The 25,873-nt window shown below is 71.0% G+C and carries 14 protein-coding genes and 1 pseudogene; 8 read left to right on the forward strand and 7 right to left on the reverse strand.

Annotated features, from left to right (window positions below; genetic code table 11):
- The first annotated feature begins 135 nt into the window (after window positions 1-135).
- From BLW82_RS13320 to BLW82_RS13330, 3 genes are all read left to right on the forward strand, one after another.
- Complete coding sequence (locus BLW82_RS13320; protein ID WP_093498993.1) at window positions 136-2,181, forward strand: M4 family metallopeptidase; 2,046 nt, start codon at window positions 136-138, stop codon at window positions 2,179-2,181.
- 250 nt (window positions 2,182-2,431) lie between these two features.
- The gene (locus tag BLW82_RS13325; RefSeq protein WP_093498994.1) at window positions 2,432-4,075 is read left to right on the forward strand and encodes a M4 family metallopeptidase; all 1,644 of its coding nucleotides are present in this window, start codon (window positions 2,432-2,434) and stop codon (window positions 4,073-4,075) included.
- Between the two features lie 70 nt (window positions 4,076-4,145).
- Window positions 4,146-4,661, forward strand: a complete 516-nt coding sequence (locus BLW82_RS13330; protein ID WP_093498995.1) for a DUF1990 family protein — start codon at window positions 4,146-4,148, stop codon at window positions 4,659-4,661.
- Window positions 4,662-4,742: 81 nt separating this feature from the next.
- Here the strand turns inward: BLW82_RS13330 and BLW82_RS13335 are convergent.
- From BLW82_RS13335 to BLW82_RS13345, 3 genes and pseudogenes are all read right to left on the reverse strand, one after another.
- Window positions 4,743-7,366, reverse strand: a pseudogene (locus BLW82_RS13335) (glycosyltransferase family 1 protein).
- A gap of 97 nt (window positions 7,367-7,463) precedes the next feature.
- Window positions 7,464-12,176 (reverse strand): wHTH domain-containing protein, encoded by a 4,713-nt coding sequence (locus tag BLW82_RS13340; protein WP_093498996.1) that lies wholly within the window; start codon window positions 12,174-12,176, stop codon window positions 7,464-7,466.
- A complete protein-coding gene (locus BLW82_RS13345) occupies window positions 12,166-12,531 on the reverse strand; it encodes a Pepco domain-containing protein (RefSeq protein WP_093498997.1) in 366 nt (121 codons plus the stop codon). The genes BLW82_RS13340 and BLW82_RS13345 overlap by 11 nt, the downstream gene beginning before the upstream one ends.
- A gap of 158 nt (window positions 12,532-12,689) precedes the next feature.
- Here BLW82_RS13345 and BLW82_RS13350 point away from each other — a divergent pair, with 158 nt between their 5' ends.
- The 5 genes from BLW82_RS13350 (at window position 12,690) to glgB (ending at window position 21,726) form a co-directional block, all read left to right on the forward strand.
- Window positions 12,690-13,904 (forward strand): S8 family peptidase, encoded by a 1,215-nt coding sequence (locus BLW82_RS13350; protein ID WP_093498998.1) that lies wholly within the window; start codon window positions 12,690-12,692, stop codon window positions 13,902-13,904.
- A gap of 253 nt (window positions 13,905-14,157) precedes the next feature.
- On the forward strand, window positions 14,158-16,212 hold the full coding sequence (locus tag BLW82_RS13355; RefSeq protein ID WP_093498999.1) for an alpha-1,4-glucan--maltose-1-phosphate maltosyltransferase: 2,055 nt from the start codon (window positions 14,158-14,160) through the stop codon (window positions 16,210-16,212).
- On the forward strand, window positions 16,209-17,909 hold the full coding sequence (gene treS, locus BLW82_RS13360; protein WP_093499000.1) for a maltose alpha-D-glucosyltransferase: 1,701 nt from the start codon (window positions 16,209-16,211) through the stop codon (window positions 17,907-17,909). Before BLW82_RS13355 ends, treS begins: the two co-directional genes overlap by 4 nt.
- 229 nt (window positions 17,910-18,138) lie before the next feature.
- Window positions 18,139-19,527, forward strand: coding sequence for a maltokinase N-terminal cap-like domain-containing protein (locus BLW82_RS13365; RefSeq protein WP_093499001.1), 1,389 nt, complete (start codon window positions 18,139-18,141; stop codon window positions 19,525-19,527).
- An 18-nt stretch (window positions 19,528-19,545) separates the two neighbouring features.
- Complete coding sequence (gene glgB, locus BLW82_RS13370; RefSeq protein ID WP_093499002.1) at window positions 19,546-21,726, forward strand: 1,4-alpha-glucan branching enzyme; 2,181 nt, start codon at window positions 19,546-19,548, stop codon at window positions 21,724-21,726.
- On the opposite strand, the gene BLW82_RS13375 is transcribed toward glgB, so the two are convergent.
- The 4 genes from BLW82_RS13375 to BLW82_RS13390 all read right to left on the reverse strand — a co-directional run bounded on the left by BLW82_RS13375 (window position 21,701) and on the right by BLW82_RS13390 (window position 25,696).
- Window positions 21,701-23,941: a HelD family protein gene (locus tag BLW82_RS13375; RefSeq protein WP_256215783.1), complete on the reverse strand. Its 2,241-nt coding sequence runs from the start codon at window positions 23,939-23,941 to the stop codon at window positions 21,701-21,703. The two genes, glgB and BLW82_RS13375, sit on opposite strands and share 26 nt — an antisense overlap.
- 179 nt (window positions 23,942-24,120) lie before the next feature.
- Window positions 24,121-24,450, reverse strand: a complete 330-nt coding sequence (locus BLW82_RS13380) for a thioredoxin family protein (RefSeq protein ID WP_177233285.1) — start codon at window positions 24,448-24,450, stop codon at window positions 24,121-24,123.
- Window positions 24,451-24,464: 14 nt separating this feature from the next.
- Window positions 24,465-24,893: a MerR family transcriptional regulator gene (locus BLW82_RS13385; RefSeq protein ID WP_093499005.1), complete on the reverse strand. Its 429-nt coding sequence runs from the start codon at window positions 24,891-24,893 to the stop codon at window positions 24,465-24,467.
- Between the two features lie 29 nt (window positions 24,894-24,922).
- A complete protein-coding gene (locus tag BLW82_RS13390) occupies window positions 24,923-25,696 on the reverse strand; it encodes a DUF2127 domain-containing protein (protein ID WP_093499006.1) in 774 nt (257 codons plus the stop codon).
- Window positions 25,697-25,873 lie beyond the last annotated feature (177 nt).

The raw sequence follows: 25,873 nt of genomic DNA on the forward strand, positions 1-25,873 counted from the left end.
CCCCACCGTCGCTGCCGGGTCCGGCACTGCACACGCACATGGTTCCGCGTTCCGCCCAGTTCTGCCCGGCCGGCCCACCCGCCGTCCGGATCTCCCCTGGTCGTGTGACCCGCGGCCACGCAGAAGGAGTCAGTGTTGAGAAGCAGTTCCTCTCGCAGACGCACCCCCCACAGCACGTACCGCCGCACCGCGGCCGTCGCCCTCGCCGGGGTCGGCGCCCTGATCGCCGCCGCCGTCCAGTCGGGCGCCGCCAGCGCCGCCCCGGCCGCCCCGCAGCTCGGCCGGGCCAACCCGGCCCACGCGGCGGTCAAGCTCTCCCCCTCGCAGCGCGCCGAACTGCTCCGCGACGCGAGCGGCGAACGGGCCGCCACCGCCAAGGCGATAGGCCTCGGCGCCCAGGAGAAGCTGGTCGTCAAGGACGTCGTCAAGGACGCCGACGGCACCCTGCACACCCGCTACGAGCGCACCTACGCGGGCCTGCCGGTGCTCGGCGGCGACCTGATCGTCGACACCGCGAAGTCGGGCGCCACCGAGCGCGTCGTCAAGGCGAACAACGCCACGCTCAAGGTCGCCGACTTCACCCCGGCCAAGAGCGCGGCGAGCGCCGAGAAGACCGCCCTCGCCACCGCGAAGACGCTGGGCTCCACCAAGTCGGCCGCCGACGGGGCCCGCAAGGTCATCTGGGCCGGCTCCGGCACCCCCGTCCTCGCCTACGAGACGGTCGTCGGCGGCTTCCAGGACGACGGCACCCCCAACCAGCTGCACGTCATCACCGACGCCGCCACCGGCAAGAAGCTCTTCGAGTACCAGGGCATCGAGAACGTCACCGGTACCGGCAACACCCAGTACAGCGGGACGGTGTCGCTGTCGACGACCCAGTCGGGCTCGACGTACACCCTGACCGACGGTGACCGCGGCGGCCACAAGACGTACAACCTGAACCACGGCACCTCGGGCACCGGCACGCTGTTCTCGCAGTCGAGCAACACCTGGGGCAACGGCACCACGTCGAACGCCGCCACCGCGGGCGCCGACGCGCACTACGGCGCCGCCGAGACCTGGGACTTCTACAAGAACACCTTCGGGCGCAGCGGCATCAAGAACAACGGCGTCGGCGCCTACTCCCGCGTCCACTACGGCAACTCGTACGTGAACGCGTTCTGGGACGACGGCTGCTTCTGCATGACGTACGGCGACGGCTCCGGCAACGCGGACCCGCTGACCGCCCTCGACGTGGCCGGGCACGAGATGAGCCACGGTGTCACCTCCAACACCGCGGGCCTCAACTACAGTGGCGAGTCGGGCGGCCTGAACGAGGCCACCTCCGACATCTTCGGCACCGGCGTGGAGTTCTACGCCAACAACTCCTCCGACGTGGGCGACTACCTCATCGGCGAGAAGATCGACATCAACGGCGACGGCACCCCGCTGCGCTACATGGACAAGCCCAGCAAGGACGGCGGCAGCGCCGACTACTGGTCCTCGTCGGTCGGCGGCCTCGACGTGCACTACTCGTCCGGTGTCGCGAACCACTTCTTCTACCTGCTGAGCGAGGGCAGCGGCGCCAAGGTCATCAACGGCGTCAGCTACAACTCGCCCACGAAGGACGGTCTCCCGGTCACCGGCATCGGCCGGGACAAGGCGCTGCAGATCTGGTACCGGGCGCTCACCACCAAGTTCACCTCGACCACCAACTACGCGGCCGCCCGCACCGGCACCCTCGCGGCGGCGGGCGAGCTGTACGGCACCACCAGCACCGAGTACAAGGCGGTGCAGGACGCCTGGGCGGCCGTCGCGGTCGGCTCGCGGTCCGGCGGTGGCGGCGGTACGGGCACGTCGTACGAGAGCACCACACCCGTGTCGATTCCGGACAACGGCCCGGCGGTCACCTCGTCGATCACGGTCTCCGGCCGGACCGGAAACGCGCCGAACAACCTCCAGGTAACGCCGAATATCAGCCACACGTGGCGCGGCGACCTGGTGATCGACCTCGTCGGTCCGTCCGGCACGTCGTACCGGCTGAAGAACTTCAGCTCGTCCGACTCGGCGGACAACGTGACGGACACCTACACGGTGAACGCCTCCTCGGAATCGGCCAACGGCACCTGGAAGTTGAAGGTCCAGGACCAGGCCGCGCAGGACGTCGGCACGATCAACGGGTGGAAGCTGACCTTCCCGTAACCGCAGGTGCCCGACGCGCACTCCGGGCGCCGTCCGCGGGGAGCCTCCCCGCGGACGGCGCCCGCTTTACATGGCCGCAACGTTCACCCAACATCTGCTTTTCGGCCAACATCACTTCAGGGTCCTGACATGTACGCGACCTTGATGTCACTCTTCCTTCACCCGTCGCACAGCACAGCAACTTCACCACCCCACAGTCGGGCAGGTAACCCCACTCCGCCCGGACTCCCCACATCCTGAAGGAGCTTGAGTGAGCCCCCTCTACGCGCGTCACAAGCGCACCACGCTCGCCATCGCCACCGCTGTCGCCGCCGGCGCCCTCCTCACCACCGGTATGACCGCGAACGCCTCGGCCGTCGACAAGAAGCCGCTGGCCGCCGCCCCCACCCTGCTCTCCAACGCCGCTCGCACCGCCCTCATCCAGAAGGCGGACGCGAACGTCGCCGAGACGGCCCAGCAGATAGGCCTCGGCACCAAGGAGAAGCTGGTCGTCAAGGACGTCGTGAAGGACGTCGACGGCACGGTCCACACGCGCTACGAGCGCACCTACGCGGGCCTGCCCGTCCTCGGCGGCGACCTCGTCGTGCACACCTCCAAGGCCGGCAAGACCGAGGGCGTCACCAAGGCGACGAAGACCGCCATCAAGGTGGCCTCCCTCAAGCCGCAGATCAGCACCGCCAAGGCGGAGAAGTCGGCGCTGGGCGTCGCCAGGACCCTCGGCTCGACCAAGTCGGCCGCCGACGGGGCCCGCAAGGTCATCTGGGCCGGCTCCGGCAAGCCCGTCCTCGCCTACGAGACGGTCGTCGGCGGCTACCAGGACGACGGCACCCCCAACCAGCTGCACGTCATCACCGACGCCGCCACCGGCAAGAAGCTCTTCGAGTACCAGGGCATCGAGAACGCCACCGGCACCGGCAAGACCCTGTACTCCGGCACGGTCAGCCTCACCACCACGCTGTCGGGCTCGACGTACTCGCTGACCGACGCCTCCCGCGGCGGCCACAAGACGTACAACCTGAAGCACGGCACGTCCGGCACCGGGACGCTGTTCACCAACACCACCAACACCTGGGGCACCGGCGCCGCCTCCAGCTCCAGCACCGACGTGACGGCCGCCGCCGACGCCGCCTACGGCGCGCAGGAGACCTGGGACTTCTACAAGGACACCTTCGGGCGCAGCGGCATCAAGAACAACGGCGTCGGCGCCTACTCCCGCGTCCACTACGGCAGCTCGTACGTCAACGCGTTCTGGGACGACAGCTGCTTCTGCATGACCTACGGCGACGGTGACAGCAACACGCACCCGCTGACCTCGCTGGACGTGGCCGGGCACGAGATGAGCCACGGTGTCACCTCCAACACCGCGGGCCTCAACTACAGCGGCGAGTCCGGCGGCCTGAACGAGGCCACCTCCGACATCTTCGGCACCGGCGTGGAGTTCTACGCCAACAACGCCTCCGACCCCGGTGACTACCTCATCGGCGAGAAGATCGACATCAACGGCGACGGCAGCCCGCTGCGCTACATGGACAAGCCCAGCAAGGACGGCGGCAGCGCCGACTACTGGTCCTCGTCGGTGAAGAACCTGGACGTGCACTACTCGTCCGGTGTCGCGAACCACTTCTTCTACCTGCTGTCCGAGGGCAGCGGCTCGAAGACGATCAACGGGGTGTCCTACAACTCCCCGACCTACAACGGCTCCACGGTCACCGGCATCGGCCGGGCCAAGGCCCTCCAGATCTGGTACAAGGCCCTGACCACGTACTTCACCTCGACCACCAACTACAAGTCGGCCCGCACCGGCACGCTGTCCGCGGCGGCCGCGCTGTACGGCTCCGGCTCCACCGAGTACAACGCGGTGGCGGCGGCCTGGACGGCGGTCAACGTCAGCTGACCCCGCCTGAGCGGTACGGGCGGGCCCCCGGGGAGAAGGCGCCCCGGGGGCCCGCCCTACGCTCTCTCCCATGTCCTTCACGTACGAGGCGGTCGGTGCCACCCGCGACAATCTCGCCGCCTGCCCACCGGGCTTCCACCCCCTGCACGTGCGCACTCGCATAGGCGAGGGCCAGGAAGTCTTCCACCGGGCCGCCGAGGCGGTCCTCACCTGGGAACTCCACCGCGCCCTCGGTGTGGGCATCGACACCGCCGCCGATCGCGCGGCCCCCGGCGTCGACGTCACCGTCACCCTGGCCGGCCTCATCAAGGCCCCCTGCCGAATAGTCTGGACCGCCGAGGAGTCCCGCCGGGCCGGCTGGGCCTACGGCACCCTCGCCGGCCACCCCGAGAGCGGCGAGGAGGCCTTCGTCGTCGACCGCACCGGCGACGGCACGGTCTGGCTCACGGTCGCCGCCTTCAGCAGACCCGCCAAGTGGTACACCCGCGCCGCCGGCTCCGCCACCCGCGGACTGCAGCACGCCTACGCCCGCCGGTGCGGCGCGGTACTGCGACGGCTGTGCGCGGACCCGGAGCCGGAGTTCTGACGCGATCGCGCCGGGCAGGCCCTGACGGACACACGTGAGGGCGAGCGGAGACCACCCGCCCTCGGAGCACCGCTCGGGAGCTCAGCGCATCAGCACCCCGGCCCCCGTCACCGCCCCCTCCACGGGCACCACCACCAGGCCCAGTTCCGCGCCGGACGCCAGCAGGCGGTGGGTGGGGAGGATGCGCACGGTGTAGCCGTAGGGGCCCGTGCGGTCCAGTGAGAGGGGGCCCTCGTAGGTCCAGTGGCCCTCCAGGTCGGGGCCGGAGACCGGCTTGAGGGGCACCGTGGCCGCGTCCGTGATGCGGTCCTCCGGGTCGACGCGGCCGGAGACGGCCTGGACCTCCACGTCGTCGGGGGCGAGGTCGCCGAGGCGGACGCGGACCCGGACGGCGAGGGTGGTGCCGAGCTCGGCGGTGGGGGTGGAGGCGGCCGTCTCGACGTGGTCCACCGAGACGCCGTGCCAGGCCGCCCGCACCCTGCCCTTCCAGGCGGAGAGTTCGCGGGCCGTGTCCGGGGTCATGGACCGGTGGGCGTGGGCCGCCGGGGTGTAGAGGCGCTCCACGTACTCCCGGACCATGCGGCCCGCCAGCACCTTGGGGCCGAGGAGGGTGAGGGTCTGGCGGACCATCTCGATCCAGCGGTCCGGCAGGCCGCTGCGGCCGCGCTCGTAGAAGCGCGGGGTGACCCGCTGTTCGAGGAGGTCGTACAGCGCGGCGGCCTCGATGTCGTCCCGGCGGTCGGGATCGGTGCCGGCGCCGTCGGCCGTCGGGATCGCCCAGCCGAAGTCCGGCTGGAACCACTCGTCCCACCAGCCGTCCAGGACGGAGAGGTTGAGGCCGCCGTTGAGCGCCGCCTTCATCCCGCTCGTCCCGCAGGCCTCCAGGGGCCGGAGGGGGTTGTTGAGCCAGATGTCGCAGCCGGGCAGCAGCTTCTGCGCCATCGCCATGCCGTAGTCGGGCAGGAAGACGACGCGGTGCCGGACGCGCGGGTCGTCGGTGAAGCGGACCAGTTCCTGGACCAGCCGCTTGCCACCGTCGTCGGCCGGGTGCGCCTTGCCGGCCACCACGATCTGGATCGGGCGGTCCGGGTGGGTCAGGAGGTCCATCAGCCGGTCGCGGTCGCGCAGCATGAGCGTGAGACGTTTGTACGAGGGGACGCGCCGCGCGAACCCGATGGTGAGCACGTCGGGGTCGAGGACGCCGTCGATCCACCCCAGCTCGGCCGTCCCGGCGCCGCGCTGCCGCCAGGACGCCCGCAGCCGCTCCCGCACCTCCAGCACCAGTTGCTCGCGCAGGCCGCGGCGCAGCTCCCAGATCTCCTGGTCGGCGACCTCGGCGACGGCGTCCCAGCGTTCCGGGCCGCCGACCGTCAGCGCCTCCTCGGTACGGCGGTCGCCGAGCTGCCGGGCGCCCAGCCGGACCACCTCCGGGGCCACCCAGGTCGGCGCGTGCACCCCGTTCGTCACCGAGGTGATCGGCACCTCGTCGGGGTCGAAGCCCGGCCAGAGCCCGGAGAACATCTCCCGGCTGACGTTGCCGTGCAGCAGCGAGACCCCGTTGGCGCGCTGGGCGAGCCGCAGCCCCATCACGGCCATGTTGAACAGGTTGGGCTCGCCGCCGGGGTAGGTCTCCATGCCGAGCCGCAGGATGTGCTCCACCCCGATTCCGGGGAGTTCGGCGTCGGCGCCGAAGTGGTGGGCGACCAGCTCACGGTCGAACCGGTCGATGCCGGCCGGGACGGGCGTGTGGGTGGTGAAGACCGTGCCGGCGCGGACCGCCTCCAGGGCCGCGTCGAAGTCCAGCCCGGCGGCGACCAGTTCGGCGATCCGCTCCAGGCCCAGGAAGCCGGCGTGGCCCTCGTTGGTGTGGAAGACCTCCGGCGCGGGGTGGCCGGTCAGCCGGCAGTACGTCCGTACGGCCCGTACGCCCCCTATCCCGAGCAGCATCTCCTGGAGCAGCCGGTGCTCGCTGCCGCCGCCGTAGAGCCGGTCGGTGACCCCGCGTTCGCCGGTGTCGTTCTCCTCGACGTCCGAGTCCAGCATCAGCAGCGGCACCCGGCCGACCTGGGCAAGCCAGATGCGGGCGCGCAGCAGTCTGCCGCCGGGCAGCGCGAGGGAGACGTGCGCCGGGGTGCCGTCGGCCTCCTTCAGCAGGGCCACGGGGAGTTCGTTGGGGTCGAGGACGGGATAGTGCTCCTGCTGCCAGCCGTCCCGGGACAGGGTCTGCCGGAAGTAGCCGTGCCGGTAGAGCAGGCCGACGCCGATCAGCGGCACGCCGAGGTCGCTGGCCGACTTGAGGTGGTCGCCGGCCAGGATGCCGAGGCCGCCGGAGTACTGCGGCAGTGCGGCCGTGATCCCGAACTCGGGTGAGAAGTAGGCCACGGCGGCCGGTAGTTCGGTCGGCTGCGGGCGGGTCTGGTACCAGCGGTCGCCGGTCACGTAGTCGCCCAGGTCGTCGGCGACCGCGGTCAGCCGGCGCAGGAAGCGGCGGTCCCCGGCCAGCTCGGCGAGGCGCGCCGGCGGCACACTGCCGAGCAGCCGCACCGGGTCGCCCTCGGAGGCGGCCCAGCGTTCGGGGTCGACGGCCTGGAAGAGATCACGGGTCTCGGCGTGCCAGGACCAGCGCAGGTTACGGGCCAGGTCGCTGAGGGGCGGAGGGGTTCGGGGAGAACGGGACGGACGGTGAACCGACGGATCGCCTTCACATTCCACCTCGACGCGAGTGCGGAGGGGGACGCACAGCGCTGTGCGTCCCGTCGTACCTGTCGACCGTAGTGGTTACTTCGGGGTTGGTGGGGGCGATCAGGGGGCGGCGGGGTCGACGAATTCCAGGTCGTCGGGGAGGACGTGGCCGAGCTGCTCCAGACGGCGGGCAACCTCGGTGGGGGTGCGGCGGAGGCGGTGGGCGGCGTGGAGGATGTGGGTGAGGGGGATGGGCGACGTGGTGCGGAACCAGTGGGCGGGCCCCGCATCGGGGATACGCAGGAGAATCATGTCCTCCCCGTTCGTCCAGTCCCCCGCCGGCGGCTCGGGCGCCAGGTCGTAACCGTGACGGGTCAGAGAGCCGGTGGTCTCCTCTCGTGGCACACGGTGTTCATGCTCGGCGCGCAGCACGTGCTGCCAGGGCACCTGACGCGCCGGGTCCAGCCAGGGCTCGTGCCCCGCGAGGTCCTGGCTCACCAGTGTCAGCTCCTGGTAGTCGCGGGCGCGACAGGGGGGTTCGTCCAGACCGGGCACAGGGAAGCCCAGATCGATTAGTCGCCGCGCGATCTCCAGGTCGGACAGGCCGTACTCACGGGACAGTTCCAGCACGGCGTTGGCAGACAGCCGGCCCGACCCGGACGACCGGGCCAGGTAGACCGAGTACCTCGTCGCCAGATCCTCGACCAGTCTTGCGCACAGGTCCCTCTCCTCCGCCGACGGCAGTTCGGGCACGGCGTACCCCAACTCGGTCGCCCGGCGTGCCAGATCGTCCACACGGGCACCGCTTCGCCTGGAGACCTCGAAGATGTGGCGGAGTGGCAGAACGGTGTCCGTCCATCGCCACGGCGGCCGTCCGTTGGCGAACTCGCTGATGAGCGAGAGGTCCAGGACGTCGGTCCGGCTAGGGACGGAGTCCGGCGAGAGCCGGTGTCCGGCAGCGGTCAGCGTCTCGGCGATCCTGTCCGCCTGCCCGGGAAACGCGGCCGCGGCCACGGCCAAATGAATCCGTGGGACCGGCTGGTCGTGGGGCAGCTCGGCGCCATGGGGATCAAGTTGGCCGCGCGGCACCATCCGGGACAGGTGCTTCCGGTCCGGAGGCCAGGCGCCGGACACGAGCAGTCTGTCGAACTCCTCGTCGCTGGGCACCCGGAAGCCGAGTGTGGCGACCAGACGCGCGGCCTCGCGGGGGTCGTGTCCGTACATGCCGAGGCGGTTGACGCCCACTTCGTCCCCCGGCCGGAGCCACGGCTCGATGCCGTCCCCGTCCCGGCTGAGCATCTTCACCAACTGGGTGGGGGCGATCTCCGTGTCACCGCTGAGGACCTCGGCCAGACGGCGCAGGATCGCTTCCTCGGGGAGGCGTAGACCGAACTCCCGCAGTCGCTCGGTGACGTAGGCGAGCGTCCGGCCGCTGCCCAGGCAACCGGTCAGTATCTGCCCCGGGGCCAGCACGTCGTCCCGATCGAAGACAGCGTCCAGAACCAGGTCGTCGGTGGGGCGGGCCGCCGGCGTCGCGGGGCGCCGAAGAACCACTCCGGAACCGCGGTCGGCCGTAGCCCACACTCTCGCCCGCCATTCGGTGAAGACGCTGCTCACGCTGCTGATCACGGTGGCCCCACCGGCCGTCCTGCCCCGCTCGACCAGCCACTGATCGGCCGGGCAGCAGCCCACGGCGGCGATGTCCAGCGGCAGGGACGTCCCCAGGACGGTGCGGATCGAGAACTTGTGGCCGCAGGAGACGCCGTACTCCGCGATCAGGTCGGCGAGCGAGCCCTGCCGCCCCGCCGGCGTCTTGCCGTCGGAAAGCCTTCCGTCGTACCTCGGCCACCCGCCGACCACCAGACCCTGCAGCCACTCCAACGTCAGTACCCGTGCGTCCTCCTCGAACAGGGCGGGGATCTTGTCGGCCAGAAGCCGGCTCACGTACTCCTCGTGGTCGTCGAGGATCGCCGACCGGTCGACACTCAGCCGAGGGGCGTGCTCCCCGGTGAGGTTGACCACCGCGCCGAAGCGTGCCTCTCCCGCCCACAGTCCGTCTGCCAGGACCGCTCCGAGGCCGGGGCACCACCACACCCCGTCCCCTGCCTCCTGGGCCGATACGGTCTCGCCGTCCCGGGTTCTCCACCCCCCGGAATACTGGTCGGGAAGGCCCGAACCCGCGTGGTCCGACAGCTTTCCGGCCTCCCACATCAGGGGCTCTTTCCCGTCCTCCGCCACCCGCACCGAGAAGTCCGACACCCACAACTGCCTCCGCAGCACCTCCCCGCAGGAGACCTTCTCCTCGGGGTCCCGCAGGTACAGCCGCACCTTGGTCCCCGCCCGCAGCACCGATTTCTCGGACCGGATGCTGAACAACGCGCCGGGACCGTCGATGTGCACCACCAGCCGCTCACCGGGCTGCATGTTCGTCCCGAGCCTGCTGGTCGTCACCCGGATCTCGTCGGCGAGCATGAAGTAGCTGAGCACCCCGACACCGAACCGGCTGTTCGGATGGAAGGGGATCCCTTCCTTGTCCCACTCCGCCCATTCGGCCAGGAAGTCCCGCTCCTCCACGAACCGGCTGCCCGCGAAGGCGAACAGCCTGCGCAGTTCGTTACGGCCCATGCCGATGCCGTTGTCGTGACACTCGATGTAGGGACGGCCCTCCTCCACGCCCTGGGTGAAGACGATCTCCCCCTGCCAGTCGGCGCGTTCGTCGGGGTTGCGACGGTTCCACAGCTCGGTGCGCGCCCAGCGGTAACGGCAGGCATCCAGCGCGTTCTGGTACAGCTCGCGCAGCGCGAGCGTGCGGTCCCGGTACAGCTGCTCGCCCATGAGCAGGTCGCGGACCCGGTCACCGTCGAGGCGGAACCGCACGTCGACGGCCTCGTAACGGGGCGCCTCGTCGTCGTTCACGGCAGGCGTGACCTTGCCCGAGCCGAAGCCTGCCGGGACGCCCCAGGCCGCGACGCGGGCACCGTCCGGCCGGGTCAGGACGGCACGCACGGTACGGTCGAGGACGTCGATGTGCTGGCCCAGGGCGAGCTCGACGGACTGGTGCGGACACTCGACGGACAGGACGCGGCGCGGACCGTCCGGTTGCCAGTCGATGCTGCTCAGCGTCTCCCTGAACTCCTTGCCGTCGACGGGGTCGCTGATGCCGAGGTGCTCGGCAACCAGCGAGGGCAGCAGCACGGGGTCGACCGCCATGTGGTGGGCGACGGTCAGCAGGGTGCCGATCCTGTCCCAGTCGACGGTGTGTTCGGCGCGCTGCAGACCGGCGACGGTCTCCGTGTGTGGAGGTCGGGTCTGCTCGAGATCGAGCCCGATGAGGTCGACCAGTCGGCGCAGCCGGGCGGCGCCGAGTACCTGGCGAACCAGCGGGTGCTCGAACTCCGTCCCGGACGGCGGCGCCGCCAGCCCGGCGAGTCCGGACCGCCGTACGTCGTCGCGGGCGGCCGGCAGCCGCAGCAGCCACTGCCGGGCCAGCCACCAGGCGACGGCCCGGGCCTCTCCGTGCCGGCCGCGCTCCCTGGCCCGCCGCTCACGGTCCCTGAGGGCCGTGTGGCCGGAGAAGTACCGCTCGAAGGCCCCGCGGGTTCCGAACCCGCAGCTCTGCTCGGGAGGCGGGCCGTCCGTCAGGGTCCACGGCTGTATGTCCCGAGCCTGGTAGGCGAGTTGGGTGCCGAACGCGGTGTACAGGAAGGGGCCGAGGACCAGCAGGGCGGCCTCGGTGAGGCTGAGGTCGGGTGCGCCGCGCAGCATCGCGGCCACACAGCTCTCCATCCGGCGCTCGCACCCGGACGGCCGCCAGATGTCGCCGTGATCGTCGAGCCACGCGTTGGCGGTGTCGGTGTCCTGGCCCCACAGGCCCACCAGGGCGGCGACCGCGTCCCGCACCCGGGTGACCGTCTCATCACGCTGGGCCTCGGTCAGCTCCCCCCGCCGCACCCGGTGCCATGCCTCGTGCTCGACGGCCGCCTTATGCCACCGGTGTTCTCCCACCTGCCGTCCCCTGCCCGCGCCGTGCGCGGGGAACAGCAGCAGATTCTCCTGGCCAGTGGCATAGGTGATCTGAACACGCTGGTCGGAGTGGAACCCGTCGTCCCGGGCGATCGCGCGGACCCGTTCGTCGAGCAGGGGCTCCATCGTGTGCAGGGTGCCGGGCGCCGACGGGTCGCGCGCGATCTCGGTGAGGGCGCGCGTGAAGTACGAGTATCCGCGCGTCTCGTCGTCGGTGAGCGCACCGTCCTCGCGCCCGTATCCCGCGATCTCGTAGCGGGTGCAGGCGTAGACATGTGCGTACCGCGGCCTTCCGGACGCGTCGCGGTCGTCGTAACCGGTACGGCCCTTCCCCCAGTTCATGACGTCGCCGAGGGACTTGGAACCCGTCTCGAAGGGCTCCCGGCAGGCATCGACGGCGACGACGAGTTGTGCGGCGAACGACTTTCTGAGGAACTCGCCGAACTCGATCCTGAGGCAATGACTGCGAAAGCGCAGCGAGTCGTACTGAGCGGGCCCGGTCACCAGGTAGTCCGTGCCATCGGAGTGGAAGCCGTGGCCGGACAGGACGACCAGGAGATGGTCGCCGGCCGCCGCCTTCCGCACGAACTGCTCGATCTCCTCCTCGATCACCTGGGCGTGCAGTTCGTCGGCCTCCAGGACCTCCGGCTCCTGGTAGCCGGACTCCTGTAACGCCGCTGCCAGGGCGCGCAGTTCGCCGGTGATGAACGGCATCGACCGGAAGGTGCGGTCACGATATCGGCCCACGCCCACCAGCAGCGCGCGGAACCTCCGTTCCCGTCCGTCCGGTCCGCAACCGCTAGCGGTCACCGCGGGCCAACCGCGGGCTGAGCGTCAGCTGGATGCCACCGGTGCGCTGGGCCTGGGCACCGACCCCCAGGACGACGAGCTGTCCAGAGGCGGTGAGCTGGCAGGAGACCTGAACCTGGGAGATGCCCCAGCCGTCCGGCCCCGCCTGGTCGAGTCCGGCGAAGGCGTCCCGGAGCCCGTTGAGCGTGCGGGTCAACTGGGCGTTGAGATCGGCGGCCTTGAACGTACGGCGGCTCGTCCGGGGTTCGTCGTCGCCACGCCGTCCGAAGGACTTGTCGCGTACGTCGCCCGGCCCGTCGTCCAGCACGAGGAACTCCAGCTCCTCGGAGGCCGGCTCCCCTGCGTACAACTCCATGCCCGGCTCCCCCACACTCAGCGCGTCACGTCCGGCCGATCATAAGCCCAACGGCCAGGCGCGACGGTCCGGTCGGTGAAACCCGCCCCGGCGGTCTTGTGGCTCCCCAGCCGGCACGAGACGCTGCCCATCCGAGCTGAGGAGGGGGACTCACAGCCATGGCACGGACGTACAGCCCGCGGCTGCGTCTGGTGGGGGGCCTGACCGCGGTCGTGACGGCCGCGGTGCTGTCGGCGGCCACCCTGCCCGCGCACGCCGTACCGGAGGGAACCGTCGTCGGCGCCGGCCGGGCCGGTTCGGTAGGCGGGAGTTATCTGGTGACGCTCAAGGAGGGGATCAAGGGGGCGTCGGCGGCCGGGAGGGACGTCGCCGCCCGGTATGGGGCGAAAATAAGCCATACTTACGGCACCGTGCTGAACGGCTACGCCGTCGAGGCAAGCGCTGCACAGGCCGGGCGGCTCGCCGCGGACTCGCGGGTCGCCTCCGTCGTCCAGGACAGCCGGGTCCGACTGACGCGCGCCCAGCGGAACGTACAGAGGAACCCGCCGTCCTGGGGGCTGGACCGCGTCGACCAGGCGGGGCTCCCGCTGAACAGGTCGTACACCTCGCCCGGATCGGCGGGCGCCGGCGTCACCGTGTACGTGATCGACACGGGTGTCCGCATCACGCACACCGACTTCGGCGGACGCGCGAGCTACGGCTGGGACTTCGTCGGGAACGACGGCTCCGCCGGTGACGGCAACGGGCACGGCACCCATGTCGCCGGCATCATCGCCGGTGCCGGGTACGGCGTCGCCAAGAAGGCCCGGGTGGTCTCCGTGCGGGTCCTGGACGACACCGGGGCGGGCACCACCGCCCAGGTCATCGCCGGTGTCGACTGGGTCACCGCGCACGCCCGCAGACCGGCCGTCGCCAACCTCAGCCTGGGTGGCTTCCACAGCGCCCAACTGGACACCGCCGTACGGAACTCGATCAGGGCGGGCGTGACCTACACGGTCGCCGCCGGCAACGGCGACGTCCCGGCCGCCCGCTACTCGCCGGCCGACGTGCCGCAGGCCCTCACCGTCGGCGCCACCGACCGCACCGACGCCCGCGCGGGCTTCTCCGACTACGGCTTGGCCGTCGACCTGTTCGCCCCGGGCGTGGCGATCACCTCGGACTCGAACACGAGCGACACGGCCAGGGCCACCTACTCGGGTACGTCGATGGCGGCACCGCACGTCGCGGGCGCCGCCGCCCTCTTCCTCGCCGGGCACCGCGGGGCGACCCCCGCACAGGTCGCCGCCGCCCTGATTGCGGGGGCGGCGAGCGGGAAGGTGTCCGATGCGGGGCACGGGTCGCCCAACAGGCTGCTTCGGGTGCCGGAGTCGTAAAGCGGTTTCTGGTACGCGATCACGCCACCGGCCCCGTTCGCCGTGAACGGGGCCGGTCTTGTACGTAGACATACGGCTGAGTAGTTAACAAAGTGCCGGATTGCCCACCCGAATAGGGTGGGAAGGCTCCTCCGGTACACCCCACAGACACAGCACTGACACCAGGCAGCGGTACAACACCACCCACACCCCGCAGGACCCACCTCCCCACCACCCATCCGCCCACACCCAGTTGCCGCGGACAGGAGCGGTCATGCCCGCCACGCACCAACCGTCAGCACCTCCGACCCGGCGCACGTCACCCGACGCGCCACCCCCCGCGGCCGCGGACACCGCCGTCGGCCGCATACCCGTCCTCGACGTCCGCCCGCTGGTCCAGCAGGGGCGCCGGCCCGCAAAGGCGGTCACCGGGGAGTCGTTCGAGGTCACCGCCACCGTCTTCCGCGAGGGCCATGACGCCGTCGCCGCGAACGTCGTACTGAGGGACCCGAAGGGCCGGCCCGGACCCTGGACCCCGATGCGGGAACTGGCCCCCGGCACGGACCGCTGGGGTGCCACGGTGACCGTCGACGGGAAGCCGGGCCGCTGGACCTACCAGGTCGAGGCATGGGGAGATCCGGTCGCCACCTGGCGCCACCACGCGCGGATCAAGATACCCGCGGGCATCGACACCGAACTGGTCCTGGAGGAGGGTGCCCGGCTCCACGAACGGGCCGCCGCCGGGGTCCCCAAGGCAAAGAAACGGGAAATCCTGCTGACCGCGGCGGCCGCCCTCCGCGACGAGGAACGGCCCGCCCCCTGGCGCCTGGCCGCCGCTCTCGCCCCCGAGGTGGAGAAAGTCCTGGCGCGGTATCCGCTGCGGGAGTTGGTGACCGCTTCGGAGCCGCTGCCGTTGCTGGTGGAGCGTGAGCGGGCGCTGTACGGCTCGTGGTACGAGTTCTTCCCGCGTTCGGAGGGCACGCCGGAGCGGCCGCACGGCACGTTCCGGACGGCGGCGCGGCGGCTGCCGAAGATCGCGGAGATGGGTTTCGACGTGGTCTATCTCCCGCCGGTCCATCCCATCGGGACCACCTTCCGCAAGGGCCCCAACAACACCCTGGAGGCGGGCCCCGAGGACGTGGGGGTGCCGTGGGCGATCGGCTCGCCCGAGGGCGGTCACGACGCCGTCCACCCGGACCTGGGCACGATCGAGGACTTCCGGTGGTTCGTGGCGGAGGCGGGCCGGCACGGGCTGGAGGTCGCGCTGGACTTCGCGTTGCAGTGCTCGCCGGACCATCCGTGGGTGGAGAAGCACCCGGAGTGGTTCCACCACCGGCCGGACGGCACCATCGCCTACGCCGAGAACCCGCCGAAGAAGTACCAGGACATCTATCCCGTCGCCTTCGACGCCGACATGGACGGGCTGGTCGCCGAGACGGTGCGGGTGCTGCGGCACTGGATGGAGTGCGGGGTGCGGATCTTCCGCGTGGACAACCCGCACACCAAGCCGGTGGTGTTCTGGGAGCGGGTGATCGCGGAGATCAACCACGAGGACCCCGATGTGATCTTCCTGGCCGAGGCCTTCACCCGGCCCGCGATGATGCGCACCCTGGCCCAGATCGGCTTCCAGCAGTCGTACACGTACTTCACCTGGCGCAACAGCAAACAGGAACTCACCGAGTACGCCACCGAACTCGCCGGGGAGACCGCCGCCTACATGCGGCCGAACTTCTTCGCCAACACCCCGGACATCCTGCACGCCTACCTCCAGCACGGCGGCCGGCCCGCCTTCGAGATCCGGGCCGTGCTCGCCGCCACCCTCTCTCCCACCTGGGGCATCTACAGCGGCTACGAACTCTGCGAGAGCACCCCGCTGAAGGAGGGCTCCGAGGAATACCTCGACTCGGAGAAGTACCAGCTCAAGCCCCGGGACTGGGCCCGCGCCGACACCGACGGCATCGCACCGCTCATCACCCGCCTCAACACCGTCCGGCGCGAGAACCCGGCCCTGCGGCAGCTGCGCGACCTCCACTTCCACCACGCCGACCAGGACGCGGTGATCGTCTACAGCAAGCGAAGCGGATCGAACACGGTTCTGGTGGTCGTGAACCTCGACCCCCACCACACCCAGGAGGCCACGGTCTCGTTGGACATGCCGCAACTCGGCCTGAACTGGCACGAGTCGGTACCGGTGCGCGACGAGCTCACCGGCGAAACCTACAACTGGGGCAGGGCCAACTATGTGCGCCTGGAACCGGGGCACCGGACCGCGCACATCCTCACCGTCCTGCGACCGTCCCCGCGGATCGGAGGGTCACCCACACAATGATCGTCAACGAACCCGTCCCGGACACCTTCGAGGACACACCCGTCAAGGACCGGGACCCGGACTGGTTCAAACGCGCCGTCTTCTACGAGGTCCTGGTCCGCTCCTTCCAGGACAGCAACGGCGACGGCATCGGCGACCTCAAGGGCCTGACCGCGAAACTCGACTACCTGCAGTGGCTCGGCGTCGACTGCCTCTGGCTGCCGCCCTTCTTCAAGTCCCCGCTCCGGGACGGCGGTTACGATGTCTCCGACTACACGGCCGTCCTCCCCGAGTTCGGCGACCTCGCCGACTTCGTGGAGTTCGTCGACGCCGCCCACCAGCGCGGCATGCGCGTCATCATCGACTTCGTCATGAACCACACCAGCGACCAGCACCCGTGGTTCCAGGAGTCCCGCAAGGACCCCGACGGGCCGTACGGCGACTACTACGTCTGGGCGGACGACGACAAGCAGTACCAGGACGCCCGGATCATCTTCGTGGACACCGAGGTCTCCAACTGGACGTACGACCCGGTCCGCAAGCAGTACTACTGGCACCGGTTCTTCTCGCACCAGCCCGACCTCAACTACGAGAACCCGGCCGTCCAGGAGGAGATCCTCTCCGCGCTGCGCTTCTGGCTGGACCTCGGCATCGACGGGTTCCGCCTCGACGCGGTGCCGTACCTCTACCAGCGCGAGGGCACCAACTGCGAGAACCTCCCCGCCACCCACGACTTCCTGAAGCGGGTGCGCAAGGAGATCGACACGCAGTACCCGGACACCGTGCTGCTGGCGGAGGCGAACCAGTGGCCTGAGGACGTCGTCGACTACTTCGGCGACTACCGCAGCGGCGGCGACGAGTGCCACATGGCGTTCCATTTCCCGGTGATGCCGCGGATCTTCATGGCGGTCCGCCGGGAATCCCGCTACCCCGTCTCGGAAATCCTCGCCAAGACCCCCGCCATTCCGTCCGGCTGCCAGTGGGGCATCTTCCTGCGCAACCACGACGAGCTGACCCTGGAAATGGTCACCGACGAGGAACGCGACTACATGTGGGCCGAATACGCGAAGGACCCGCGTATGCGCGCCAACATCGGCATCCGCCGCCGCCTCGCCACCCTCCTCGACAACGACCGCAACCAGATCGAGCTCTTCACCGCCCTGCTCCTCTCCCTGCCCGGCTCGCCGATCCTCTACTACGGCGACGAGATCGGCATGGGCGACAACATCTGGCTCGGCGACCGCGACGCCGTACGCACCCCCATGCAGTGGACCCCCGACCGCAACGCCGGCTTCTCCTCCTGCGACCCCGGACGCCTCTACCTGCCGGCCATCATGGACCCCGTCTACGGCTACCAGGTCACCAACGTCGAGGCCTCCATGTCCTCGCCGTCCTCCCTGCTGCACTGGACCCGCCGCATGATCGAGATCCGCAAGCAGAATCCTGCCTTCGGACTGGGGTCCTACACCGAGTTGCAGTCGTCGAACCCGGCGGTGATCGCGTTCCTCCGGGAGTACGAGGACGATCTCGTCCTCTGTGTCCACAACTTCTCGCGGTTCGCCCAGCCCACCGAGCTGGACCTCAGGCCGTTCAACGGCCGCCATCCGGTGGAGCTGTTCGGCGGGGTCCGCTTCCCCGCGATCGGCGAACTGCCCTACCTGCTCACCCTGGCCGGCCACGGCTTCTACTGGTTCCGGCTGCGCGCGGACGCGGTCTAGTCGGCGGACCCGGTGGTGAGCGCCCCGTAAGGGGCGCGGGGCGGTATCGGACACGCGGCTGCCGCCGCGTGGGCCCGACCTGCCCCCACCGGCCCGCAGCCGAAGAACGGCGCAGCCGGCGGAGCGCTCGGCACAGTCCACCCCGGGCGGCGGTAACGGGTTTCCTCCCGCCCGCCCGGGGCACGCATCACTAACGCCCCCGACGACCCGGGGAAAGGACGTACCCGCCATGGCGGAAACGGTCAGCCTCTCCACTCCCGCTCTCCTCGCCTCGCTCGACCCCCTGCTGCGCGAGTGGCTGCCCCGGCAGCGCTGGTTCGCCGGCAAGGGAACCCCGGTCATCGGTTTCTCCGCGGTGGCCGAGACCGAACTCCTGCCCTCGGACGGCCGGCTGGGCCTGCACCACCTGCTGGTCCGCGCCCACCAGCCGCCCGCCCCCGCCGAGGCCGGCGACTGCTACCAGCTCCTCATAGGCGTGCGCGAGGCGCTGCCGCCCCGGCTTGCGCCCGCGCTGATCGGACACCTGACCGACGGCCCGCTGGCCGGGCACACGGTCTACGACGCGCTGTACGACTCCCGGCCGGCCGAGGTCCTGCTGGAGGCCCTGCGTACCCGGGCCCGCATCGGCGACCTGCGCTTCGAACGCGAACCGGGCCAGGAGATACGCGAGGGCCTGGTGGCCCGGCTCCTGACCGCCGAGCAGTCCAACTCCTCGGTCGTCTACGGAGATACGTTCATCCTGAAGCTCTTGCGCCGGGTCGTGCCCGGTGTCAACCCCGACCTGGAGATACCCCTGGCCCTGGCCCGCGAGGGCTGCGCCCGGGTGCCGGCCCCCACGGCCTGGCTGCGGGCGGAGCTGGCCGGCGAGCACGGTGAGCCCGACGAGCCGTACGTCCTGGCGGTCCTCCAGCCCTTCGTGCGGGGCGCCACCGACGGCTGGGAACTGGCGCTGCGGGAGCTGGCCAAGGGCGAGGACTTCACGGCCGAGGCGCGGGCGCTGGGGCGGGCCACCGCCGAGGTGCACACCGCGCTGGCCCGGGCGCTGCCCACCGCCACCCTCGGGCACAGCCAGTTGGCGTCGCAGGTCGCGGGCATGACGGAGCGGCTGGCGGCGGCCGTGCAGGCGGTACCGGCGCTGCGGCCGTACGAGGACGGCCTGCGGTCCGCCTACACCGCGCTGGCCGACCTGGCCGCCGAGGGCCGTACCTGGACCGCCCAGCGCATCCACGGCGACCTGCACCTGGGGCAGTGCCTGCGCTCGCCGTCCGGTGAGTGGTCGCTGATCGACTTCGAGGGGGAGCCGGCCCGCCCGCTGGCCGAGCGCCGGATGCCGCAGCCGCCGGTGCGGGACATCGCGGGGATGCTGCGCTCCTTCGACTACGCGGCCCACTCGGTGACCCCGGCGGCCCCCGGCTGGGCGCGCGGGTGCCGGGCGGCCTACTGTGCCGGCTACGCCGAGATCACCGGCGCCGACCCGCGCACCGACCCCGTCCTGCTGCGGGCCTACGAGACGGACAAGGCCGTCTACGAGGTCGTCTACGAGGCCCGGCACCGCCCCGACTGGCTGCCCGTCCCGCTGTCGGCCGTACACCGCCTGGCCACCCCCGACCCGACCTGATCCCCGGGAGACGCGTCCGTGACCTCCAACAACCCCGTGTCCGTAGCCGACGGCGACCGCGAACGGCTGCTGCACGGCACCCACCACGACCCGCACTCGGTGCTGGGCGCGCATCCGGTCCCGGGCGGGATCGCCGTCCGCGCCTTCCGCCCGTACGCCCGCACGGTGACGGCCGTAGCGGGCAGTGATCTGCGGGCCGAACTGCACGACGACGGCGACGGCTTCTTCTCCGCCCTGCTGCCCCTCTCCGAGGTGCCGGTCTACCGGCTGCTCGTGGAGTACGACGGGACGGTCCAGGAGACGGAGGACGCGTACCGCTTCCTGCCCACCCTCGGCGACCTGGACCTGCACCTGATCGGCGAGGGCCGGCACGAGCGGCTGTGGGAGGCGCTCGGCGCGCACCCGGTCACGCACCAGGGCGTGCCGGGCACCCGGTTCACGGTGTGGGCGCCGAACGCGCGGGGGGTTCGGGTGGCCGGCGATTTCAACTTCTGGGACGGCACCGGGGCTCCGATGCGCTCGCTCGGCTCCTCCGGGATCTGGGAGCTGTTCCTGCCGGGCATCGGCGAGGGCGAGCTGTACAAGTTCGAGATCACCCGGCCGGACGGCTCCCGGACGCTGCGGGCGGACCCGATGGCCCGGCGGACCGAGGTACCGCCGCAGACGTCGTCGATCGTCACCGCCTCCCGGCACGAGTGGGACGACGCGGAGTGGATGGCGCACCGCGGCGACACCCCCGTGCACGAGGCCCCGTTCTCGGTCTACGAGGTGCACCTGCCGTCCTGGCGCCCCGGCCTGACCTACCGCGAACTGGCGGCGCAGCTGCCCGCCTACGTCAGCGACCTGGGCTTCACGCACGTGGAGCTGATGCCGGTCGCCGAGCATCCCTTCGGTGGCTCCTGGGGCTACCAGGTCACCGGCTTCTACGCGCCGACGGCCCGGCTCGGCACCCCCGACGACTTCAAGTACCTGGTCGACGCGCTGCACCGGGCCGGCATCGGCGTGCTGATGGACTGGGTGCCGGCGCACTTCCCGCGGGACGACTGGGCGCTGGCGGAGTTCGACGGCCGCCCGCTGTACGAGCACGCGGACCCGCTGCGGGCCGCGCATCCGGACTGGGGCACCCTGGAGTTCGACTTCGGCCGCCGCGAGGTGCGCAACTTCCTGGTGGCGAACGCCGTGTACTGGTGCGAGGAGTTCCACATCGACGGCCTGCGCGTCGACGCGGTCGCCTCGATGCTCTACCTCGACTACTCGCGCGAGCCGGGCCAGTGGACGCCGAACGAGCACGGCGGCCGGGAGAACCTGGACGCGGTGGCGTTCCTCCAGGAGATGAACGCGACGGTCTACCGCCGGTCCCCGGGCGTGGTCACGATCGCCGAGGAGTCGACGGCGTGGGAGGGCGTGACCCGCGCCACCGACGGCGGCGGTCTCGGCTTCGGCCTGAAGTGGAACATGGGCTGGATGCACGACTCGCTGGAGTACATGTCCCACGAGCCCGTCCACCGCAGGTACCACCACCACGAGATGACCTTTTCGATGGTGTACGCGTACAGCGAGAACTACGTGCTGCCCATCTCCCACGACGAGGTCGTGCACGGCAAACGCTCGCTGGTCTCGAAGATGCCCGGCGACTGGTGGCAGCAGCGCGCCAACGACCGTGCCTACCTGGCCTTCATGTGGGCCCACCCCGGCAAGCAGCTCCTCTTCATGGGGCAGGAGTTCGCGCAGGGCGCGGAGTGGTCGGAGGCGCACGGCCCGGACTGGTGGCTGCTCGACCCGGAGTACGGCGCGGCGGCCGACCACCGGGGCGTGCGGGACCTGGTCCGCGACCTGAACATCGTGTACCGGGCGACCCCGGCGCTCTGGCAGCGGGACACGGCACCCGACGGTTTCCAGTGGATCGTGGGCGACGCGGCGGAGGACAACGTCTTCGCGTTCCTGCGCCTGGACGCCGAGGGCACCCCGCTGCTCGCCGTCTCCAACCTCTCCCCCGTGGTCCGCGACTACCGCCTGGGCGTCCCGGAGGAGATCCCCGCCTGGCACGAGACCCTCAACACCGACCTGGCCCGCTACGGCGGCAGCGACGTCACCAACCCCGACCCGGTCAAACCGGAGCCGCTGGGCAGCCACGGCCGCCCCGCGAGCATCCGGCTGACCCTGCCGCCGCTGGCTACGGTGTGGCTGCGGCCTGCCTGAGCCCGTCCGGCAGGCCGCCGGTGTACAGCACGCCCAGCCGCTGGGTGGCCCGGGTCAGGGCCACGTACAGGTCGCTGGTGCCGTAGCGGGCGGGTTCCACCACGAGGACGGAGTCGAATTCGAGGCCCTTGGCCTGGCGCGGGTCGAGCAGGACGACGGTCCGCGTCAGATCGGGTTCGGCGCCGGCCGTGACGCCGTCCAGCCGGGCGGCGAGGGTGCGGTGCAGGTCGCGGGGGGCGATCACGGCCAGCCGGCCTTCGGCGGGGGCGAGTTCGGCGACCGCCTTCCCGACGGCGCCCGGGAGGTCGTCGTACGCCTGCCGGATCCACGGCCGTACGCCCGTCGAGCGGACCGAGCTCGGCGGCTCGAAGTCCGGGTGCTCGGCGCGGACCACGGCCGCCGCGAGGTCCATGATCTCGGACGGGGTGCGGTAGTTGACGCCGAGGCGGGTGTGCTCCCAGCGGTCCTGCACGTACGGCTGGAGGATGTCCGCCCAGGATCCGACGCCGGCCGCCTCCGCGGTCTGGGCGGGGTCGCCGACCAGGGTCATGGAGCGGGTCGGGCTGCGCCGCATGAGGAGCCGCCACGCCATCGGGGACAGCTCCTGCGCCTCGTCCACGATGATGTGCCCGAACGCCCAGGTGCGGTCGGCCGCGGCCCGCTCGGCCGCGCTGCGGAAGTCCTCCTCCTCATGGCGCTCGGCGAACCGCTCGGCGTCGATGATGTCGTGCGCGGACAGCACCTCGGAGGCCTCGGGGTCGCTGTCCTCCTTGTCGTCGAACTCGTAGGTCCGGGACGCGTAGGAGACGTCGAGGACGCCCTGGGCGTAGGCGATCTGGGTCTCGCGCTCGCGTTCGGCGCGGGCCCGGGCGACCCGCTCGTCCACGCCGAGCAGCTCCGCGGCCTCGTCGAGGAGGGGGACGTCCGAGACCGTCCAGGTCCGGGTCACCGGGCGGCGGACGGCGGCCGCGTCCTCGTCGCTCAGGTACCCCTCGGGGGCGGCGAGGAAGTCGGCGACCAGGCGCTGCGGGGTCAGCCGCGGCCACAGCTGGTCGATGGCGGACCAGACCTCGGGGTTCTCGGCGAGTTCGTCGCGGATCTGTGTGATGTCGGCGGGGTCGAGCAGGCTGCTGCCGTCGAAGGGGTCGGTGCCGACGCGTTCGGCGTAGAGGTCGGTGAGGGTGTTGAGGATGTGGCCCTCGAAGTGCTCGCGGGCCACGTTGTGCGGGAGCCGGGCGGCGCGGGTGCGCTCGCGGGCCATGTTGACCAGGCCGTCGTCGAGCATCAGCACCTCGCGGTCGTGCTCGATCGTGAGGACGGGGTCGGGCAGCGCCTGCCGGTCGCGTACGGCCGCGGCCAGCACGTCGGCCATGTCGGCGCGGCCCTTCACGGCGGCCGCCCCGGGTGTGTCGGACGCCGTCGCCTTCACGCCGGGGAACAGCTCCCCGACCGTCGCCAGCAGCACACCGGTCTCGCCCAGCGAGGGCAGCACCTCGCCGATGTAGCCGAGGAAGGCGGGATTCGGGCCGACGATCAGGACCGCGCGCTTGGCGAGCAGCTCCCGGTACTCGTAGAGGAGGAAGGCGGCGCGGTGCAGCGCGACCGCCGTCTTTCCCGTGCCCGGGCCGCCCTCGACGACCAGGACCCCGCGGTGGGGCGCCCGGATGATCTCGTCCTGCTCGGCCTGGATGGTCTGCACGATGTCGCTCATCCGGCCGGTGCGGGCCGAGTTGAGCGCGGCGAGCAGCACCGCGTCGCCGGACGGGTCCTCGTGGCCGGTGCGCTCGCGGTCGCCGAGGTCGAGGATCTCGTCGTGCAGGGCGGCGACCCGGCGGCCGTCGGTGGCGATGTGCCGGCGGCGGCGCAGGCCCATCGGGGTGTGGCCGGTGGCCAGGTAGAAGGGGCGGGCGACCGCGGCACGCCAGTCGACGAGGACCGGGGTGCGCTCGGCGTCGTCCAAGCGCAGCCCGATCCGCCCGATGTGGTGCTTCGTACCGGAGGTCAGGTCGATGCGGCCGAAGCACAGCGAGCCGTCGACGGCGTTCAGCGCGGCGAGCAGCCCGGAGCGCTCGGCGACCAGGATGTCCCGCTCCAGGCGGGCCTGCATCGGCTTGTCGCCGAGGGCGAGGGCGTCCGCGACCGAGTCCTCGGTGTCGCCGCGCAGGGCGTCCACCCGCGCGTACAGTCCGTCGATGAATTCCTGCTCATGGCGCAATTCATCGTCCGGAAATTCGGTGTTTGACAATTCCACTCCAGCCCGGATATACTGTGCCCACTGAACTTCTCCGCGACTTCATCGATTTCACCTCGACCCGAAATCGCGAACTCTTGAATATACGCAAAGAAATCCCCCGGACGCAATTGTCCGGGGGATTCTTCGTATGAACGGTCGGTTCAGCGCAGCACGTCGGGCAGTACGTCGGCCAGCTCCTCGAGCAGCCGGCGCTTGGGCCGGGCGCCCACCATCGACCGCACCGGCTCGCCGCCCCGGAACACCATGAACGTCGGCATCGACAGCACCTTGTACGCGTTCGTCGTCTCCGGATTGGTGTCCACGTCCAGCTGGACCACCTTCAGTCGCCCGCCCTCCTCCGCCGCGAGGGCCGTGAGCACCGGGCCCATCTGCCGGCACGGCGGGCACCAGTCGGCGGTGAACTCCACCAGCACCGGCAGCTCCGCCCCGATCACCTCCGCCGCGAAGTCCGCGTCCGTCACCTCGGCCACACCAGCCGCCTTGATCATCGCCCGGTCCCTCCCAGTTCACAGGTCGGCTCCGGACCCCCCGGAACCAGCGCCTCGGCGGCCAGCACCTCCCGCGCCCGCTCGGCCCGCTCCAACTGGGCCCCGACCGTCGCCCGCACGGCCTGCAACTCACCGATCAGTGAGTCCAGCTCCGCCAGCTTGCGCCGGTAGACCGCGAGCGACGCCGGGCAGGTGTCGCCCTCCGGGTGCCCGGCCCGCAGGCACTCCACGAACGGCCGGGTCTCCTCCAGCTCGAACCCGAAGTCCTGCAGCGTCCGTATCTGCGTGAGCAGCCTCAGGTCGCTCTCGTCGTACGTCCGGTGCCCGTTCCCGGCCCGCCGCGCGGGCAGCAGCCCGCGTGCCTCGTAGTACCGCAGGGCCCGCGTGGTGGTCCCGGCCCGTGCGGCCAGCTCGCCGATTCGCATGCCTACGACCGTAGGACCTGACGCCGACGTCAAGGCAAGCTCGGCTCGACCCCCGCGGACTCCTCGACCTCCAGCAGCGAGGCGCTCTGCCGTTCCTCGTCGAAGGCCCGGCGTCCGCCGCGCAGCCCGAACAGCCGCTTGGCGAGGGCGATGTAGAGCACCGCGAGGATGTTCAGCACCAGGGTCGCGATCTTCAGATAGCTGACCTTCTCGGTGAGTTCCCAGATCTCCAGCGGCAGGAAGGCGGCGGTGGCGACCACCGTCAGGTACTCCGCCCACCGCTTGGCGTACCAGAGCCCGACCGCCTCGACGAGTTCGATCAGCGCGTACGCCAGCAGCAGTCCGGCCACCAGCAGCAGCGTGGAGTGCTTGTAGCCGAAGGCCTTCTGGATGGACCCGACGACCGGTGAGTGGTCGAGGTCGTAGTGGAAGTGCTTGAAGACCGGCCGGAAGGTGTCCAGATACTCGTTGAAGAGCCTGCGCACCGCGTCCTGGCTGTTGCTGAACTTCCACACCGCGACCGCGACCAGCACGATGAACACCCCGCGCACGGCCCGCTCGAGCGCGAGGAACCGCAGGATGAACAGGTCCCGCAGCACCTTCCCGCGCGGCACCAGCGGGGCGTCCGCGGCGGGCCCGGAGCCGTGCGGCTCGCCGAGCGCGAAGTCGCCGCAGCGCAGACACCGCCAGGCCTCCCCCACCGCGGTCTGCGCGTGCAGCCGCACCCGCAGCCGCGGGTCGTCCGGGGCATAGGTCACATGCCCCTTGCGCGCGCAGTGCCGACGGTCCCAGTCGATCGCCATCCCCCGTGCCTCCAAATACCGAATACCGATGTGCCGTTCCCGTTGGACAGGAACGGCACGTTAGTGGATACGGCTGACAGTCGTTGCCCAGGGGGTGCACCGGACGGCCGGCCCGGGTTCAGGCCGAGCCGGACGTCCGGCGGTTTGCGTGGCGCCCCGGAGGGGGCGCTGGGGGTA

Origin of the sequence: Streptomyces sp. Ag109_O5-10, assembly GCF_900105755.1 — a bacterium.
In the GTDB taxonomy this organism is placed as follows: Bacteria; Actinomycetota; Actinomycetes; order Streptomycetales; family Streptomycetaceae; genus Streptomyces.